The sequence below is a fragment of the Oceanobacillus sp. J11TS1 genome (genome assembly GCF_018333215.1).
In the GTDB taxonomy this organism is placed as follows: Bacteria; Bacillota; Bacilli; order Bacillales; family Amphibacillaceae; genus Oceanobacillus.
This window is the reverse complement of record NZ_BORO01000016.1, coordinates 1-16,468: the sequence shown is the minus strand read 5'-3', so window position 1 is coordinate 16,468 and position 16,468 is coordinate 1. Positions and strand designations below refer to the sequence as shown.

At 35.7% G+C, this 16,468-nt stretch carries 14 protein-coding genes and 1 pseudogene; 6 read left to right on the top strand and 9 right to left on the bottom strand.

Going from position 1 to position 16,468, the window contains the following annotated elements; translation table 11 throughout:
• Nucleotides 1–150 precede the first annotated feature (150 nt).
• Nucleotides 151–768 (top strand): DUF47 domain-containing protein, encoded by a 618-nt coding sequence (locus KI343_RS12905; protein ID WP_212926835.1) that lies wholly within the window; start codon nucleotides 151–153, stop codon nucleotides 766–768.
• A gap of 15 nt (nucleotides 769–783) precedes the next feature.
• Nucleotides 784–1,782 (top strand): inorganic phosphate transporter, encoded by a 999-nt coding sequence (locus KI343_RS12900; RefSeq protein ID WP_212926834.1) that lies wholly within the window; start codon nucleotides 784–786, stop codon nucleotides 1,780–1,782.
• Between the two features lie 281 nt (nucleotides 1,783–2,063).
• On the opposite strand, the gene KI343_RS12895 is transcribed toward KI343_RS12900, so the two are convergent.
• The gene (locus KI343_RS12895; RefSeq protein WP_212926833.1) at nucleotides 2,064–2,783 is read right to left on the bottom strand and encodes an FAD-dependent oxidoreductase; all 720 of its coding nucleotides are present in this window, start codon (nucleotides 2,781–2,783) and stop codon (nucleotides 2,064–2,066) included.
• A gap of 268 nt (nucleotides 2,784–3,051) precedes the next feature.
• On the opposite strand from KI343_RS12895, the gene KI343_RS12890 reads away from it, so the two are divergent.
• A complete protein-coding gene (locus KI343_RS12890; RefSeq protein WP_212926832.1) occupies nucleotides 3,052–3,489 on the top strand; it encodes a cell wall hydrolase in 438 nt (145 codons plus the stop codon).
• A gap of 323 nt (nucleotides 3,490–3,812) precedes the next feature.
• On the opposite strand, the gene KI343_RS12885 is transcribed toward KI343_RS12890, so the two are convergent.
• From KI343_RS12885 to hxlA, 3 genes are all read right to left on the bottom strand, one after another.
• Nucleotides 3,813–4,823 carry a DUF3231 family protein gene (locus KI343_RS12885; protein ID WP_244856911.1) on the bottom strand — a complete coding sequence of 337 codons (1,011 nt, stop codon included), beginning with the start codon at nucleotides 4,821–4,823 and terminating at the stop codon, nucleotides 3,813–3,815.
• An 892-nt stretch (nucleotides 4,824–5,715) separates the two neighbouring features.
• Nucleotides 5,716–6,273 carry a 6-phospho-3-hexuloisomerase gene (gene hxlB / locus KI343_RS12880; protein ID WP_212926831.1) on the bottom strand — a complete coding sequence of 186 codons (558 nt, stop codon included), beginning with the start codon at nucleotides 6,271–6,273 and terminating at the stop codon, nucleotides 5,716–5,718.
• Between the two features lie 7 nt (nucleotides 6,274–6,280).
• The gene (gene hxlA / locus KI343_RS12875) at nucleotides 6,281–6,913 is read right to left on the bottom strand and encodes a 3-hexulose-6-phosphate synthase (protein ID WP_212926830.1); all 633 of its coding nucleotides are present in this window, start codon (nucleotides 6,911–6,913) and stop codon (nucleotides 6,281–6,283) included.
• 208 nt (nucleotides 6,914–7,121) lie between these two features.
• Between hxlA and KI343_RS12870 the strand changes: the two genes are divergently transcribed.
• Together KI343_RS12870 and zwf are read left to right on the top strand one after the other, a co-directional pair.
• Nucleotides 7,122–7,487, top strand: coding sequence for a winged helix-turn-helix transcriptional regulator (locus KI343_RS12870; RefSeq protein WP_212926829.1), 366 nt, complete (start codon nucleotides 7,122–7,124; stop codon nucleotides 7,485–7,487).
• Between the two features lie 303 nt (nucleotides 7,488–7,790).
• Nucleotides 7,791–9,245: a glucose-6-phosphate dehydrogenase gene (gene zwf, locus KI343_RS12865; RefSeq protein WP_212926828.1), complete on the top strand. Its 1,455-nt coding sequence runs from the start codon at nucleotides 7,791–7,793 to the stop codon at nucleotides 9,243–9,245.
• Between the two features lie 681 nt (nucleotides 9,246–9,926).
• Here zwf and KI343_RS12860 read toward each other — a convergent pair.
• The 4 genes from KI343_RS12860 to KI343_RS12845 form a co-directional block, all read right to left on the bottom strand.
• Nucleotides 9,927–10,304 carry a hypothetical protein gene (locus tag KI343_RS12860; protein WP_212926827.1) on the bottom strand — a complete coding sequence of 126 codons (378 nt, stop codon included), beginning with the start codon at nucleotides 10,302–10,304 and terminating at the stop codon, nucleotides 9,927–9,929.
• A 615-nt stretch (nucleotides 10,305–10,919) separates the two neighbouring features.
• On the bottom strand, nucleotides 10,920–11,225 hold the full coding sequence (locus KI343_RS12855; RefSeq protein WP_244856909.1) for a hypothetical protein: 306 nt from the start codon (nucleotides 11,223–11,225) through the stop codon (nucleotides 10,920–10,922).
• 610 nt (nucleotides 11,226–11,835) lie between these two features.
• Nucleotides 11,836–13,032, bottom strand: a complete 1,197-nt coding sequence (locus KI343_RS12850) for an MFS transporter (protein WP_212926826.1) — start codon at nucleotides 13,030–13,032, stop codon at nucleotides 11,836–11,838.
• Between the two features lie 120 nt (nucleotides 13,033–13,152).
• A complete protein-coding gene (locus KI343_RS12845; protein WP_212926825.1) occupies nucleotides 13,153–13,584 on the bottom strand; it encodes a MerR family transcriptional regulator in 432 nt (143 codons plus the stop codon).
• A gap of 365 nt (nucleotides 13,585–13,949) precedes the next feature.
• Here KI343_RS12845 and KI343_RS12840 point away from each other — a divergent pair.
• Nucleotides 13,950–14,132 (top strand): annotated as a pseudogene (locus KI343_RS12840) (conjugal transfer protein); the annotation flags it as partial.
• A gap of 59 nt (nucleotides 14,133–14,191) precedes the next feature.
• On the opposite strand, the gene KI343_RS12835 reads toward KI343_RS12840, so the two are convergent.
• A complete protein-coding gene (locus KI343_RS12835; RefSeq protein ID WP_212926824.1) occupies nucleotides 14,192–14,410 on the bottom strand; it encodes a helix-turn-helix domain-containing protein in 219 nt (72 codons plus the stop codon).
• Nucleotides 14,411–16,468: the final 2,058 nt, after the last annotated feature.

The following is a 16,468-nucleotide window of genomic DNA, read 5'->3' as shown; positions in this document are numbered from 1 at the left end:
ACAAAATACCGAATGAACGTGTATAATGGCATTCGTGATAAAATCGACAAAAATTAACAAATTATATATTTTTTCGTGCAAATCGTAAACAAAGAATATATAATAATCAAGGATACAGAGTTTTCTTTTGTTAAATGGAGGTTAGAAAATATGTTCAAGAAAAAACCGGATAAGTTTTCCCTTTATCTAGTTGATTTCGCAAAGCATTTACATGAAACGGCAGACTATTTTGTTCATTATAAGGTGAAAGATGCTGAGACACTTCAAGAATTTTCCAATACCATTAAGAAGCATGAATCGGTTGCGGATGATAAAGTGCATGAAATTATTAAAGATTTAAACCAGGCCTTTATCACACCTATTGAGCGGGAAGATATTCTCCAACTTGTAAATAATCTGGATGACATTATGGATGGAATAGAAGAATTCTCCGCTATGATGGAAATTTATCATATATTGTCTTCAGATGGTTATATCGATCAGTTTACGAATTATATTCTAAAATGCTCAGAAGAAATTTTAACGTCGATGGAATTAATCGCAAATTATCAATTAAAAGATGTGGAAGAGCATGCTATCCGAATTAAAGAATATGAAAGTAACTGTGACGAATTATACCGTGAATCTTTAAAGAATCTATTTCAAAAAGAACACGATGCAATTAAAGTAATCCAATATAAAGAAATTTACGGGATTTTGGAAGCAGTAGCGGACTATTGTCAAAATGTAGCAAGTACACTACAAAGTATCATTATGAAAAATGCGTAAAAGAGTGGTTAAAATATGGAATTTCTTACTGTAATAATTGTATTAATTGTAATTTGTGCGCTCCTCTTTGACTTTATAAACGGGTTTCACGATACAGCAAACGCAATTGCCACATCTGTATCCACCAAAGCCCTGACGCCTAGAAGAGCAATCATCTTGGCTGCTGTCATGAATTTCGTCGGAGCATTGACCTTTACTGGCGTTGCCCAAACAATTACGAGCGGTATCACGGATCCGTTTGAATTAGATAATGGACTGGCAGTCATTTTAGCCGCGTTAGTTGCGGCGATTATTTGGAATTTAGTTACGTGGTATGCAGGTATCCCTAGCAGCTCTTCTCATGCAATTATTGGCGCTATTACTGGTGCGGTCATCGTATCGGCGGGATTTAATGCAATTCATTTTAAAGGTTTTCTCTCTATTCTTGAAGGGTTGATCTTCTCCCCGGTTATTGCTTTTATAGTCGGATTTATCATATACGGGATTATTAAAGTTATTTTTAAAAACAGTAATTTAGCTAAAACAAATAAACGCTTCCGGTTGGTACAAGTAGTAACAGCAGCTGTACAATCCTTCGCCCATGGCACAAATGACGCGCAAAAATCGATGGGGATTATTACGATGGCGTTAATTGTTGGAGGCATGCATACAACGACGGATATTCCATTCTGGGTACAGGCTTCCTGCGCAACAGCGATGGCACTTGGTACTTCCGTTGGTGGATGGCGAATCATTAAAACGGTTGGCGGTAAAATAATGAAAATTCGTCCGGTAAATGGCGTTGCAGCAGATCTTACTGGCGCCGCCGTCATCTTTGGGGCAACACTTATTCATTTACCTGTAAGTACAACGCATGTTATCTCTTCCGGTATCCTCGGAGTCGGAGCCTCTCATCGGCCTAAGGGCGTTAACTGGGGTGTGGCAAAACGGATGGTTGTTACCTGGGTGATCACATTACCGATAACTGCCGCACTTGGCGGGATTATTTATTATATTTTAAATTTGTTTATGTAACTTTTTCATATCATGTATTTAGAGACGTTTTAATCAAAGCGTCTTTTTTTATGGAAACTAGAAAGACACGGCCAATATTCCATTGTCATCTTCTAACGTTCTATGAATGGGACTTACGTATACTCGTGTATATACATAACTTTTCAAACTTTCCCCCCCTGAAATTAGATTTTGTCAATTTCCAGGGGGGTTTTTCTCATCTCATTGCTTCCACTTCATCCCATAAAGAAACAATGGAGAACAATCCATTTTACTTCATAAAAAGTGAATGATTAATCCTTTTAGTATCCAGGAAATTCCTCAGAGCGGATATTATCTTCATTCACACCCGCTTCAACAAGCATTTCCTGCATTGCTTCAATCATATCTCCTGGACCGGATAAATAATAAATTGGCTTATTTATATCTGAAACATAGCGTTTGAGGAGATCTGCATCAATATGACCGCGTTCTCCACTCCATTCGTCAGCATCAGCTCTCGTCATAACAGGTACAAACTTGAAATTTGGATTTTTTTCTTCCAACTCCTCAAAATCAGATAGAAATGGTGCATCATCAGGTGTTTTATTTGAGTACAGCAGCGTTAAGTTATGATCCGTTTTCTGGTTTGTTGCCTCAGCAATCATGCTGCGAACAGGCGTGATACCAATGCCGCCGATTACAAATACAGCAGGCGTTGATTCCGTTTTATGAAGGGTGAAGCTTCCATTCGCACCGTCAAATTCCACTCCACTCCCCTCCGGCAAATCTTTTAAAACGCGCTTAAAAGCAGAGTCTCTTAGCCGAGTAGCTGTAACGATTTCCCTTTCACTCGGCGCATAGACAAGTGACAAAGCCCTCTGATTCCCTTCATCATCCGTTTCGCTTGGATTAATTAGTTTAATATGAGTATACTGACCTGCTTTAAAATTGAATCCTTCGGGAGCTTCCCAATGAAAAGCCATTGTATCTTTTGCAACGATTTCTTTTTTCTTTAAAGTAAGCTTATTTTTGTCTGTCATTTCAATCCGCTCCTTTACATAGTTTGAACATCTTCTTAAAAAGAGGAGAATGATACGATTGGTATATCATATGTTTACCCTTATTTACCCTAACCAAAACAGAACTTGAATCATCTAATAAACGTCTTCATGCGTGAGTCACGAGAAAACACGTTCCACTAGACCGCTTTTAAAATTGGGCTAATAAATATCAAACTTTATTCTAAAATCGTAGCCAATAATGGAATGAATATAATTTTTCCTCATATGATATTTTGGAGGTGAAAAAATGCCAAGAATACCTTACCGAGAGGCTGACGTCGCCTTAATGGCAAGAATGATGAGAGCAGAGGCTGAGGGCGAAGGAAAACAAGGGATGCTATACGTAGGGAATGTCATTGTTAACCGTGCAGTAGCAGATTGTAGTGATTTTACGGAAGTAAGAACAATTGATGATGTCATCTTTCAGGTTCAAGGAGGAAATTACTCATTCGAAGCTGTTCAAAAAGGGAATGCATTTTATCAAAGAGCCAGAGATGCTGAGAAAAGATTAGCGAGGCGAACTTTGGAGAGTTGGAGAGAACACCCAGCAAAATATGCGCTTTGGTATTTTAATCCATATGCTCCGTGCCCTCCAACATGGTATGGTCAGCCTTTTTCTGGTCAATTTAAACAACATTGTTATTATGAACCAGCTCCTGGAACGTGTGACAGTGTTTATAGTTGACGATTAGTTTGTTTTCAGAGTAGACTAGAATGTTTCCGCAACAGCAAAGTTCCTCTCTAGCGACCTGCATTATTAACAGCAGCTTGCTAGCAAAAATTATTTTCTTCCTGATTTGTTCACCTAGGAAAACCGTCTGATTAACGATAACGAAAACACGCAAAGCATCTTAGCTCAGCGTGTTTTCAGTTTTTATTTTAAGCAATCTGGCTTTAAAGTGTTGGTGTTGGTGGTGTTGGTTATTTTGTCGTGCCCCATTCTCTAACCGTTAAATTTTCACACGGAAACGGAAAGCACGGCTACAGAATTGATATTGCTTAATCTATTTATTTTTCATGTCCTTTTGATAATTGAGTTCTATCCTCCATTTGAGGGGGTTCTTCTGTCCATCCATTTTTAATCATGATGTCCCCTCCATCATTTGCAAAGTTTAGAATATCCTTACTAGCATTTAGCATTTTAGCTGGCAAGTCTTTCCTTAAGCTGAAGGAGGTACCCAGGGCATTACTGCCTAAGCCAAAGCTAGTCAAAATCGATGTATTATACATCATAAGCTTATCCGAAAAAGGAGATACTGTTGAATTTGAAACGATTCCGGCCGCTGTAGTTGGAACATTAATATCACTTTCCAACAACACTTCACTGAAATTCTCAATAATTTTTTTGGACAATTCTTTGCCTCTGACAAAGTAATTTCGAGCCTCTTTATCTGCAGCTACTTGAGAAAAGCCTGTCATTAATTTCATCCCAGCAACATTTGATTCAATTGTTTGATAAAGATAAGCCACTTCAACCGTATTTAATACCCTTCTTTTACCCATCATTTTTAACCCTGACCGGTAATCTTTCTCTTTTGCAATTTCAACCTGAGTCGGCATCGTAACACCAGGTGATTTTGAGAGCACACCTTTTTCTAATAAAAATTGGGTGGCCTTTACACAATACTGCTCTGCGAATGAAGAGAATCTTGTATACATTTCCATGATATCCTGCCGATACGCCATACAAATATGCAATGCATGAAGACCTGCAGCGACTTTCATCATAGTGCGTAAATACATGATTTCATAAATATCATCAAACAACCTTGGCGCACTAAGGTTCACATCATTTTCCGTATACCCTATTGGAATAGCAGCTCCCTCTTGTTTGAAAATATCTACTATTTCATTAACAAAAATAGTTTCCCCATCGTAAAAGGATTGTAATATTTCTAAAGCTTCCGGATCTTGATTATTTGACAAAAAAGCTTCAATCACTCTTAACATCATCGTCTTTTTTTGATAAACAACCCAAAGCGTTGCAAGCTCGGATGAGGTTATCGATCCTGTTGTCATATGAATATTCCCCCATATAAAATATATTTATAGGTAGGATTTGCTCTACTTGCGGGAAATATTCATGTTATTTTCTTCGACACTTGATTTGTCCTTCCGTCCGCGGACACGGCTCACTGGACGATAATAATCTGCTAGTTCAAGGTAGGCTTCATGCTAAGAAGATTGGAAGGTATTTCCTTCCAATTAAAATTCAATAAAAAAAAGAAATACACCCAAATTAAAGCACCCAAAAGTTAAACTGCGAGGGCAAATTAGAGTATCGTATTTGTGTTTATATACCTGCAGAAGTCAATTAAAATATTTGTTAAAGTTTACAGAGGAATTGATAGAACGTTTCATGAGTTAAAATAGCTTACTTACGATACTTTTGAGATTTTTACCGATTAGTATAGCCTGCATTCGCATGAATCGTTGTTCAGGTTAGATAGGAGGATTAATCAGATTCCAAAAATCCTTTTAACATAGGTGTATCCACGGCTCCTAGTGCTACCGAATTAACACGAATATTTATATCTCCATTTTCTAATGCTACAAGCTACAACTTTGGTCATTCCTACGTCCTTATGTTTAGCAACGACGTAAGCAATATTTTTCGACTGCGGGCGAAAACCACCACGGACGATAGATTGATAATAAGAGCTTGTGGCGATCGGTTAAATTCTATTGGAAGCGGAGCATGCCGCTATCAGGTTGTTTTTTGATGTGGGGAAACGAGTGCCAAGTAAAAGATACGTAACAACGAAGGGAGCATTGATTTTTATCATCTCTCCTAACATGCTTTATAGCTAACCGTTCGCACTTTAATTATTTGCATTAGGATATACAGTAAAAACACACATCAAAAATGGCGCTTTCACTGTATATATCGTCTATTGTTTTTGCTCTATTTCTATTCCAGGTTAGCATGCTTACCATACATCTTATGGGAATCTAAGCCTTTTTTCTCCATACAACGTAAGACCAAAGCATCATAAAATAATAATGACGTTTGTTCAAAAAGAGAGCCCATAGGCTGAATCGTCTTATAATCGCCTTCAGACTGATCCTTCGTTACACCTGGTAATTCAATCGTAATGTCAGCTAAGTCGCCAATGGTGGATTGAGGAGAAATGGTTACAGCCGCAACGATTCCTCCAAGGCTTTTCGCTTTCTCAGCAATAGCTCCTAATGTTTTCGTTTCCCCTGATCCTGATCCGATGATTAATAAATCACCCTTCTCTAAATCAGCCGTTACAGTCTCCCCAACTGCATACGCATCCATCCCCATATGCATCATTCGCATGACAAAGGATTTCGCCATAAATCCTGATCTTCCTGCACCAGCCACAAAAACTTTCTTGGATTCTAAAATCTGATTCACTAATTTCTCTGTTTCTGAATCAGAAATCAACGCAGCTGTTTGACTTAGTTCTTGAACAATTTTGGTTACATATTGGGTTGTTTTCATCTTTATATTACCCTTGCAAAATTAATTCTTTCATTTCGCCTGCAGCGGCTTTTTTATCTTCTTTACTCGTAATTCCTCCGCCTACAATAACTAAATCTGGCTGATGTTTAATTACTTCAGCAAGTGTTTCTAATTTGATTCCGCCTGCAATAGCCGTTTTCGCATTTTTTACAACGCCCTTGATGGTGTGTAAATCTTCAAAGGAGTTTTTCCCTACAGCTTGTAAATCATATCCTGTATGAACGCAGATATAATCAGCACCGAGTTCATCTAGCTCTTTAGCACGAGTTGCGATATCTTTTACAGCAATCATATCCACAAGGATTTGTTTACCCTGCTTTTTCGCTTCTTCTACAGCGCCTTTAATGGACTCATCTTCTGCTGCGCCAAGAATCGTGATGATATCAGCACCTGCAGCAGACGCTTGGCTTACCTCGTATCCAGCAGCATCCATAATTTTTAAGTCCGCTAATACCGTTAAATCAGGAAATGCTGCCTTTACTTCTTTGACTGCTTTTAGGCCTTCATTAATTACGACAGGGGTCCCAATCTCAACCACATCAACATACTCTTCTACCTCTTTTACTAATTCAATTGCTCCTGGAATATCGACAAGGTCTAATGCTAATTGTAATTTCATTATCTTCGCTCCCTTTCAAGTTTTTTGTTGTTATTGTGCTAAATGATTTTTTATAAGGCAAGCTTACATTTTGCCACTTGAAACCCTATTTACTCATCAGCATGTCATCAAGTATACTGAGTATATCTAGAAATGAGAAGTACGCACTTTTATCCCATATAGTGCTAAAAAGTATACTATTGGAGGAAATAAAGCGGAGGTGGATGGAATGCCAAATTTAGGAGAGAGAACATTTAATTGTGAAAAAGAATTAACACTTGCCGTCATTGGTGGTAAGTGGAAAATGTTAATTTTGTGGCATTTGGGCAAGGAAGGTACAAAACGCTTTGGTGAATTAAAGGCTCTGATGCCTGGTATTACCCAAAGAATGCTTGTTAATCAATTACGGAATCTGGAAGATCATTTAATTGTTCACCGTGAAGTATATCCAGTTGTGCCCCCAAAAGTTGAGTATTCACTTACAGTACACGGCGAAAGGCTTTTGCCAATTTTAGATGCGATGTATGAATGGGGCAAGGATTATATTGAGAATGTTTTAGAAAAAGAAACAACGGATCAAGCCTCTATGAAATAAATAGCTCCCTTTCCACATGCTATGAGCCACCTATTTTGTTTTTTACTCGCAACCCATCAATAGAAATATATGACAAAGTCTTGAACGGCCATTTTCACATCCGTCCAAGGCTTTTTATTTTATCGTAACAGTATTATTTTTCACAGTATGTTCTCTCCATGTAACTATTTGCAAATAAAGTGCGTACTTTTAAAGATGAAATATACGTAATATACTGATTTAGCAATGCAACGCAACTTTATGGCAGTACACGGATTGGATGAAGGTTAGGTTGAAGTCAAAAGTCACAAAGGGGAAAATCAAATGGACTCTATGACGTTTGTATTATTTGGGGCAACAGGAGATTTAGCAAAAAGAAAGATCTATCCTGCTCTATTTAATTTATACTTGAATTATAAACTACCGGAAACGTTTCATGTTGTCGGCACCGGCAGGGAGTCACTCTCCACTGCTGAATTCCAATCAAGGATCATTGATTCCTTGTATACATTTTCCAGGCATTTACTTCATGATAAAACTAAAAAAGAAACATTTGTAAGCAACTTTCATTACCACCAATTGGATGCTGTGGAATCAGCAGGCTACAAAGAGCTGCTGGAACTCGTTCAACAAAAGGAGAAAGCTCAAAACCTGCAAGAAAACAGGCTTTTTTATTTATCCGTAGCACCTGAATTATTTGAGATTATTGCATGGAATATTAAAGAAAGTCAATTAGGCAATGTAAGTGGATGGAAACGATTAATTATCGAGAAACCTTTTGGTCATGATTTGCAATCTGCCCAAAGGTTAAATAAAAAGCTGGGAAATTCTTTTGAGGAAGAGGAAATTTATCGTATTGATCATTATTTGGGAAAGCCAATGGTACAAAATCTGGAGGCTTTAATACTTGCAAATCCTGTGCTGCAGTCCTTATGGAATAACCAATCTATCGCTAATGTTCAGATAACAGCCAGTGAAATCGTTGGTGTAGAAGAAAGAGCTGGTTATTATGACAAATCAGGAGCTATTCGCGATATGGTTCAAAATCATATGCTGCAATTACTGATGATGACAACAATGCATTTACCCGGCCAATTAACTAGAAAAAAAATCGGCAATGAGAAAAGAAAAGTTTTAGAAGCATTACGTCCTCTGCAAAAGGATGATGTAGGTAATCATATTGTTCGCGGCCAATACGGACACGGGAAAATAAACCAGGAGCCTGTCATTGCGTATAGAGAAGAAGCAGGCGTCAACATTTCTTCCCTAAATGATACATTTTTTGCAGCTCGTCTATGGATCGATAACCACTTATGGAAAGGCGTTCCATTTTATATTCGTACTGGGAAAAGAATGGCGGTAAAAACCACTAAGATTGTAATTGAGTTTAAAAACCATTTACAGGATACCCGCACTTCTAAAGGGGAACGAATCGAGCCTAACCTATTAACAATATATATTAATCCAAATGAAGGTGTCTCGTTGCGTCTCAATAGCAAAAATCCATTAAATGGTGAAATGGAGCCAATCAAAGTCGACTTCGCAGCAGATAACCACGACGTACCTGAAGCATATGAACGTCTATTATTCGATGCACTTTGTGGAGATGCGACATTTTTTGCGCACTGGAACGAGGTAGAGTTATCTTGGAAATGGGTCGAACCTATCATAGAGGCATTTAGAGAAAACAAGGTTCCGCTTTACCCCTATTCCTCCGGTTCAATGGGACCGGATTCTGCTCATCACTTATTGCAAAAAGATGGATATAAATGGTGGTAGTAAAGTGTAATGCAGGAAATACTATAAAATGAAACTTTATTTAATAGGTGCCATCCGCAAATAAAGAACTAAATATGATAAAAAGCTTATGATGGCTGCTAGAACTAAGATTTAAAGAAACTTAGACAAGATCAAATGTACACTTTAGCAGCCACAGGAAATGTAGAATTTTCCTGTAAGGTTATTTTGTGTATATTTGATCTGCACGGGTATTGGTAAAATGACGCTATTTAGTGGGAGAATATTGATTTTAAAATAGGTATGCTGTCTATTGATAAGACGCTCTACTACAAAAATTTGGAGAGTTCCTCCTTGATAGGACGGAAAACTTAAGCAAGTGTGCGTTAAATTGTAAAAAAAAGTAAGATAAAGACACTTTCAATATTCTCAAGGAATGGAAAAGATACCCAATAATCGTGGTACAAAAGTGTTTATGAGCTATAAAGAGGAACCAAGGCATACGCACACACACGAGTACCAATGCAGGTCTTCATAGAATTAGACTACATGCCCCACTTTTAGGTCTTAACGTTATATCCGCCGCTAGAAGTTATCCAGAATTTTAAACTTGGGGTTATGTTTTTGTCATTATTCCCACTGATTTAAAATTAAGTCATTAATGATTTTTTCATTGTTTTAAAGCAATATTCAACTAGAAATAAAAGCTTTAGAATTGTTTTACTACATTTTGCTATATCCGATCATAGCTAAAATCGCAATAGTACTGATGACAAATATGGTCTTGAGTAAAAATAAACGGTTTTCCTTAAGTTTTCGAAAGAAATCCCAAATGATTTTAATTATCAAATAGATGACTATTAGGATAGTCATTGGTCCCCTGATATTTTCGCCATTTGGATTTCCTCTGACTTGTCCCTTTATAATCTGCGACGGGAAAACCAAAGCGGCAAATATACAAACAAATGTAGTCATAACGATAATGAAAGCCATTAATTGGTCTTCTACAAGCCCGGTATTTACAACCCATTCAGCAACTGTATTTATTAACCACGCAGCTCCGATGAAAACAGCTTGATGGAAATCCTGAACCAATTCCATAAAATCTTTCCCCAAACTTTTAAGCATTAGATCTTATTCCCTCTCCGTACTTAGCCAATACAATATAGTGCAATATCATTGATATGATAGAATTTCAGAAAGTATTAAAAACTAAACATGAAAATTAATATAAAGTGTGCCACAGATGTTAATAAATTGGAAAGCTAAAATAAGAGTTTATTTCGGCTTTTTATGAAGCTTAACCAGGTGACACGCCTTCTCCTTAATATCAAACGCTAAATATGAATGTCTCTGAATAGTCCTTGATAAAATCATCTACAAAAGAACCGTGGTGAGTAGTACAATCCGACACCTGTGGAGGATGATATTTTAATAGTGTATCCGTTTGAAAGTACTAAAGCGGTTTCTATTATATGCTTGTTCTCCCATGATTTTTATATCCAGATTTAAAATTGGTCTCCCAATCATTAGCAAAAGAGAAAATTTCTTATGTGATAGAAGCGCCTAAATGGTCACTTCTTGGAGGAATCTAAGGAGTCGTCTATTTAAAGCTATCGTTATTAGTATTCCTTTTGTTGGTGTTGGTATAACGATGGTATCCTAACCGACAATGTTTACTAAAATAGAGAAATGAAATGCTATTTAACTGTTAATTCACATACTTTCTTCCACTCTCCCTACTAGTTTAAATAGAAATCGATAAATTAACCGATAAGCTTCCTCTAATGACATTTCCTCCTTAAACCCATCTACATAATTCAAGGCAAAATTCAAGTCAAGCAAGCCATCCGTTTGATTAAAAATCAATTCAAATCTTGCTTCATCTCTATGTAATTCTTTATTTAAATTTTCTTTAAGAGACATCTCAAACTTTTTCTGCAGCTGTAATACTACCATGGCGTCATATGTTCCAAATCTCGCCTGGACTATTTTATTATATTTTTGAAATTCTTTTGTCATCCGCTATCTCCTACTCTTTAACACTTAGATTTCGATTCATTGAAATATAGATTTCTCAGACATCTTTATCCAAACAATTTCTTATTTCATTGCGATAAATAAATGAGCCTAGGACGTTGTTTTTTTGTTTTAAATCACTGAATGGAACTGGTATTAAAACAATATCTCCTTGATTATACATCGTTCCAAACCTCATCATCAATGTCATTGTCCCAAAAGTCCAGGCTGCTGTCACTAGCTTTTGTTAAATCCTCGAGAACTATTTTACGCATAGTTTTAATGTTGCTAAGGCATTACACTAAAAATAGCGCCTTATTGTTTGCTTTATGAAGAAAATAATAATAGGGAAAATTAACAGAGGTAATTGGCTGTTAACTTTCCCTGCTATGTATCTTACACTATACGTGGTTACAAAATGTATTACTAATTTTTGCATTGCTCACATTTATTATTGATATTTTCACCACGTTTAAAGGTAAAAAATTTCAATAGATGTAACATAATCGTTGGATAGTGGCATACATATTAGCTTACTTAAAAGGCTGTCGTAAAATGCAGGATATGCATTTTACGACAGCCTCATTTGAGTTCAATTTCATATAAGCATTTTTTATATGTTAGACTTTATATATGCTTTCCCTTTTTTTCTACCGTGTAATAACATATATAATATACCAGCTATAGCTACAAGAACGCCCATTAATACATACAAACCGTTAAATCCAATAAAAGGTATAAATAATCCTAATAATGTTGGTCCTATACCAGCTCCACCATCAAGAAAAATATAAAACGTTGAAGTAGCAAGCCCGCTTCTGTGTGTTGGCGATTCTTGAACTGCAATAGCTTGCCCGCTTGCTGTAAAAGTTCCATACCCAAGTCCAACCAAAACACCTGCTAATAGAATAAACCATCCAGCTGTTTGAGCTTGACTTAAAATTATTAAACCTATAGCAAGTGCTACGAATGCAGGATATAAAACAAAATTTTCTCCTTTTTTATCAAACCATTTTCCAACAAAGGGTCTGGATATAGCAGTTGAAATTGCATAAAAAAGAAAGAAAAAGCTTGCTATTTCAACTACACCAATTTCAATAGCAAAAGTATTTAAAAAGGAAATAATACTCGCATATCCTGTTCCTACAAGAAGGGCAATAAATGCAATGGGAATAGCTTTAGGTTCAAAGAAATTAGTGAACTTGAATTGTTTGGATTCTTTTAATTGCTCCTCTGTAACCTCTAATTCTGGGACCTTTAAAAAGAAAGAGAAACCAAAGCTGACGACAGCTAAAATTGCACATAAAATAATGTTTACATTAAAAGAAAAATGTTGCGTAATCATCATACCAATAAGCGGCCCCAATCCGGCTCCTAGAGGATTACTTAAAGCAAAATAGCCAATACCTTCTCCCCTTTTATCCGCAGGAACAACGCGTGCAACAATAGCTCCTGTTCCGGTAATTGCCGTACCAAGGGAAAATCCATGTATAATACGTACGATATCTAACAGGATTAAGTTACTTACTATAAAATAACAAAATGTCGTGATGACAGTTAATATCAATCCAAGATAAAGCATTTTTTTAGGTCCAAAGCTATCAACATATCTTCCTGCTACGATACGTGCGATTAAGACCCCAATAATAAATATACCCGTTGCCAGTCCCGCTTCACTTGTATTCGCATTAAATTCATCAATAGCAAATACTGAAATGGTGGTAAACAATAGATAGAGTATTAAATATAAAAATAAATTAGATATACAAACAATAATAAAATTTTTACTCCATAAATTGTTATTATTCATAATAACCCTCTTCTCTTATAGTTAAGCATTACGTAATCAAAGGAGTATTTAATGAAGGTTTTATTTATATGAACGAATAGCTATGGAGATTTTAAACAGTATATAATTCCATACAATTATTTAATCAGTTATTTCGTCCATTAATTTACTTGCTCGCTTTTTATAATCTAGAAGATCAGCCTTAATACTGTGGATATTCTCGATTTTTTGATCAATTATGGTAATCTGTTTATCCGCAGTTTTCAAAATGTCTGCTAGCTTTTCCTTACGTTTTTTTGGGTCATCTACTTTTCTATATTCAGCTCTTTGATTTTCTAATTCATCTTCAAGCCCTAAAAATTCTTGTAACTCTTTTAAAGAGAGACCTAGTACATCTTTAGCCATCGTAATTCGTTTTAAGCGATCAATATGTTTAATGGTATATAACCTAAATCCACCGTCACTGCGCAAAGTTTCCGGAATAATCCCAATTTCCTCATAATATCTAATAGTTCTTTTACTTAAACCGCTTCGTTTTGAGACTTCATCTATTTTCATAGTTCCTTCACTCAAAATAATTCCTCCTTACGCAATCTGTTCTACATTATAATTAACATTAACGTTAACGTCAACTAATTCTAAATGCTTATGAGATGTTTTAGTTTGCAATAAAATTTGAAGATTTCTCATAATTACTAATAAATTCCATATAAAAATACCAAATCACGCTTTTATAGTAATTTGGTATTTTTGATTATCATATACCTGAATTATTCATAGAAAAATCACAATGAATACACACCTATTTCAGAAATTAATCGATTATGTGACATGGTACAAGAGATTGCAGGCAGTCCCTTGTGATTCCATCGAATCTCCTTCTTTTGAGGATGTCACTTTTTCAGGCGCTCATGGAAGAAGCATTAAAATATGATTCTTTACCAGTTATTGAGAAGGACTATACGTTTTCAGAGTTGATTAATCCAGTTTTTCAAAAAATAGATAATCAAATTAAAGTGTGGGTTACAGTGAAATATTTAGATGAAACTACAAAAGCAACACAGTTTTCACAGTATGAATTGACTTTAGAAAAAGAGACAAACTGGGTTAGTGTAGAGTGAACAATGCAGCACGTATTCTCATTAAGTAATGTTAAATACGTGCTGTTCTACTATTTTTGTTATTTCACATCTTCTTCAATACGGAATAATTCATTCATATCTTTAATATCTAGGGCATTCACAATTTTATCTATGTGTTCTAATTGAATTCGTTGGCGCTTTCCACTTGCCAGTTCACTAAGCGTGGCACGCCGAATGCCTGTTTTAATATGTAATTGTGTAATAGATAAGTCATGATAATGTAGTAATTGATTCAGTTGCAAATGTACTTTTTTCAATGTTAAATCTCTCCTTTTGTATTGACTGTACTCTAAAGCGTACAGTACAATCGCATTAATAGTGTACCTATAAAGGTACAAATTAATCTTAAATAAAAGGAGAGATTTCATGATTACTGATCCAAAGGCCTAAGAGTTATTAGCAAAAGAATTAAACCACCAATTATATATTGCAGAAATGCAAGAAAGATTAATTTCTGTTACGTATTTTCTGATGATCTATATACTATCGTATCATGCTATCCCTGAATTAATTAAACTTATAAATTTATTAGAAAAAGAACAAGAAGGTACTACCTATTGTATTGGAAAGCTAGATGGATTTCCTTGGAACACAGGGGTTAAGAAGCAGTTTTGTACTTATTTGCAAATGTTACTTTAATTTTATAGAGAAATTTTCGTTATGTAAGCACTCCGGTTGCTGTAACTTTATCTAAATAACAAGAAAGTATATCTAGCTAAATGAATAAAGAGTGCTTACCTTTTATTATTTTTCTTCACATTTTTGGCTTTAAATTCTGCATTTGGGATTAGAGATCATTCAATAAATAACTGTTTAAACTATATCTTATCCTGATCGATCAGGAGCCATTATCTGCTTTAATGCTTTTGAAAGCACCTTGAAGCTCTAGGATTTCCTCCAATAGTGTTCCTAAAACCTTAATTATTTCTGGAGCACTTTTGCCTGCTATCTTTCGAATGATTTCAGGGCGTGTTGTCCGTTCTGTCAGTGCGAGTAATACTTCAGCTCTTAATCATTATTTCTTACCTTTAGTAATCTTGCATCACTCCAAGTGTATACGGCCTTTGTAGAAGGGATGTCATTATAAATTCGCTTACTTTTGCGTATCCTCAGGTGACCATTGCTTCTTTCGTATTTTTTCTTCAGCGCACAGATAAATGCCGCTGCCTTTTCTATCTTTAGCTCGGAAAACACTTTTCCCGGTTTTTTGTGTAAATTCGTAAAATTTATCCTCCTCTCCATTATTTCCTGTACTATTGAACTTTTTGAATCTGCCTAGTTTTGGACGTGTTTCCATTTACGATGCGCTAATTTACGCTTTTCGTTTGGATACTTATGTCGGTTGGGATGGTTAACTCTTAGCCAATTGCGAAATCACACCAGTCGGTCGATTTCAGATGAGTCTTTATTAAATACAAATAAATTAATATCTGTACCGGGATTATAGAAAGCATTTCTAATGGAATACTTAGATCTATAATCCCCAAGAACGGAGCGATATAGGAGTTAAGAACAGAGTAGCCAAAAAAGACGAAAAGCGTGATACTAAGTGCGATGACAATACGGCTATCTTTAAGAAGTGACAATTGTTTTCTCAAAGGAATACCGTTTCACCTTTCATAGAGGATATAAATTTAAAAATAACGATGATAGTTACGATTGCTAACAAACCAATATTCCGCCGCCAATCGTAAGCAGAAGCAATCACTCGTCCAATTGGAATTCCCAAAACAAGGGGAGCATTATAACCCGTATCAATATTTGCTATTGCCCCTATTTCTTTACCAGGCTAAGCCAGCTTCGATGATAAATTATAAGCTGTCACAACAAAAACACCGATTCCCATTCCCATGGCCCTGGCAATGATAAGCAGACCAAAGTTTTTGTAAAAGACTGTTAATTAGGTGTAACTCCACAAAGTGTATAATATAACAAAAAAGAAATAAATGATTGGCTTTACTAATGCTATTAGCAATTTATACTACTTAATCAAGAAATAAATTTTATTTATAATCACTAAAAAGTTCCCTACCAAAATAAGCGTCAAATAATCCCCACCTGTTTCCAGATGGGGATTTCGTGTATGCTTTATTTAGATTTATTAGGAACACGACATTCTTCTAATTTATTAGAAACAGAACAAGAAGGAACTACGTATTGTATTGGAAAGCTAGATGGAATCTCCTTTGGATGACGTAAAATAGTTTGTGTAAAATAGTTGAGATAAAAAAAGAGGTAGGGTACCCTCGAAATTGGACAAAAAATCAAGAAAGGAGACCCTACCATGTCTCAAAGTATAAATCAAAATACCTTTA

Excerpts from the sequence above, each read along its gene's own strand:
- KI343_RS12905 (WP_212926835.1), top strand. The coding sequence starts at position 151 with ATGTTCAAGAAAAAACCGGATAAGTTTTCCCTTTATCTAGTTGATTTC.
- KI343_RS12900 (WP_212926834.1), top strand. The coding sequence starts at position 784 with ATGGAATTTCTTACTGTAATAATTGTATTAATTGTAATTTGTGCGCTC.
- KI343_RS12895 (WP_212926833.1), bottom strand. The coding sequence starts at position 2,783 with ATGACAGACAAAAATAAGCTTACTTTAAAGAAAAAAGAAATCGTTGCA.
- KI343_RS12890 (WP_212926832.1), top strand. The coding sequence starts at position 3,052 with ATGCCAAGAATACCTTACCGAGAGGCTGACGTCGCCTTAATGGCAAGA.
- KI343_RS12885 (WP_244856911.1), bottom strand. The coding sequence starts at position 4,823 with ATGACAACAGGATCGATAACCTCATCCGAGCTTGCAACGCTTTGGGTT.
- hxlB (WP_212926831.1), bottom strand. The coding sequence starts at position 6,273 with ATGAAAACAACCCAATATGTAACCAAAATTGTTCAAGAACTAAGTCAA.
- hxlA (WP_212926830.1), bottom strand. The coding sequence starts at position 6,913 with ATGAAATTACAATTAGCATTAGACCTTGTCGATATTCCAGGAGCAATT.
- KI343_RS12870 (WP_212926829.1), top strand. The coding sequence starts at position 7,122 with ATGCCAAATTTAGGAGAGAGAACATTTAATTGTGAAAAAGAATTAACA.
- zwf (WP_212926828.1), top strand. The coding sequence starts at position 7,791 with ATGGACTCTATGACGTTTGTATTATTTGGGGCAACAGGAGATTTAGCA.
- KI343_RS12860 (WP_212926827.1), bottom strand. The coding sequence starts at position 10,304 with ATGGAATTGGTTCAGGATTTCCATCAAGCTGTTTTCATCGGAGCTGCG.
- KI343_RS12855 (WP_244856909.1), bottom strand. The coding sequence starts at position 11,225 with ATGACAAAAGAATTTCAAAAATATAATAAAATAGTCCAGGCGAGATTT.
- KI343_RS12850 (WP_212926826.1), bottom strand. The coding sequence starts at position 13,032 with ATGAATAATAACAATTTATGGAGTAAAAATTTTATTATTGTTTGTATA.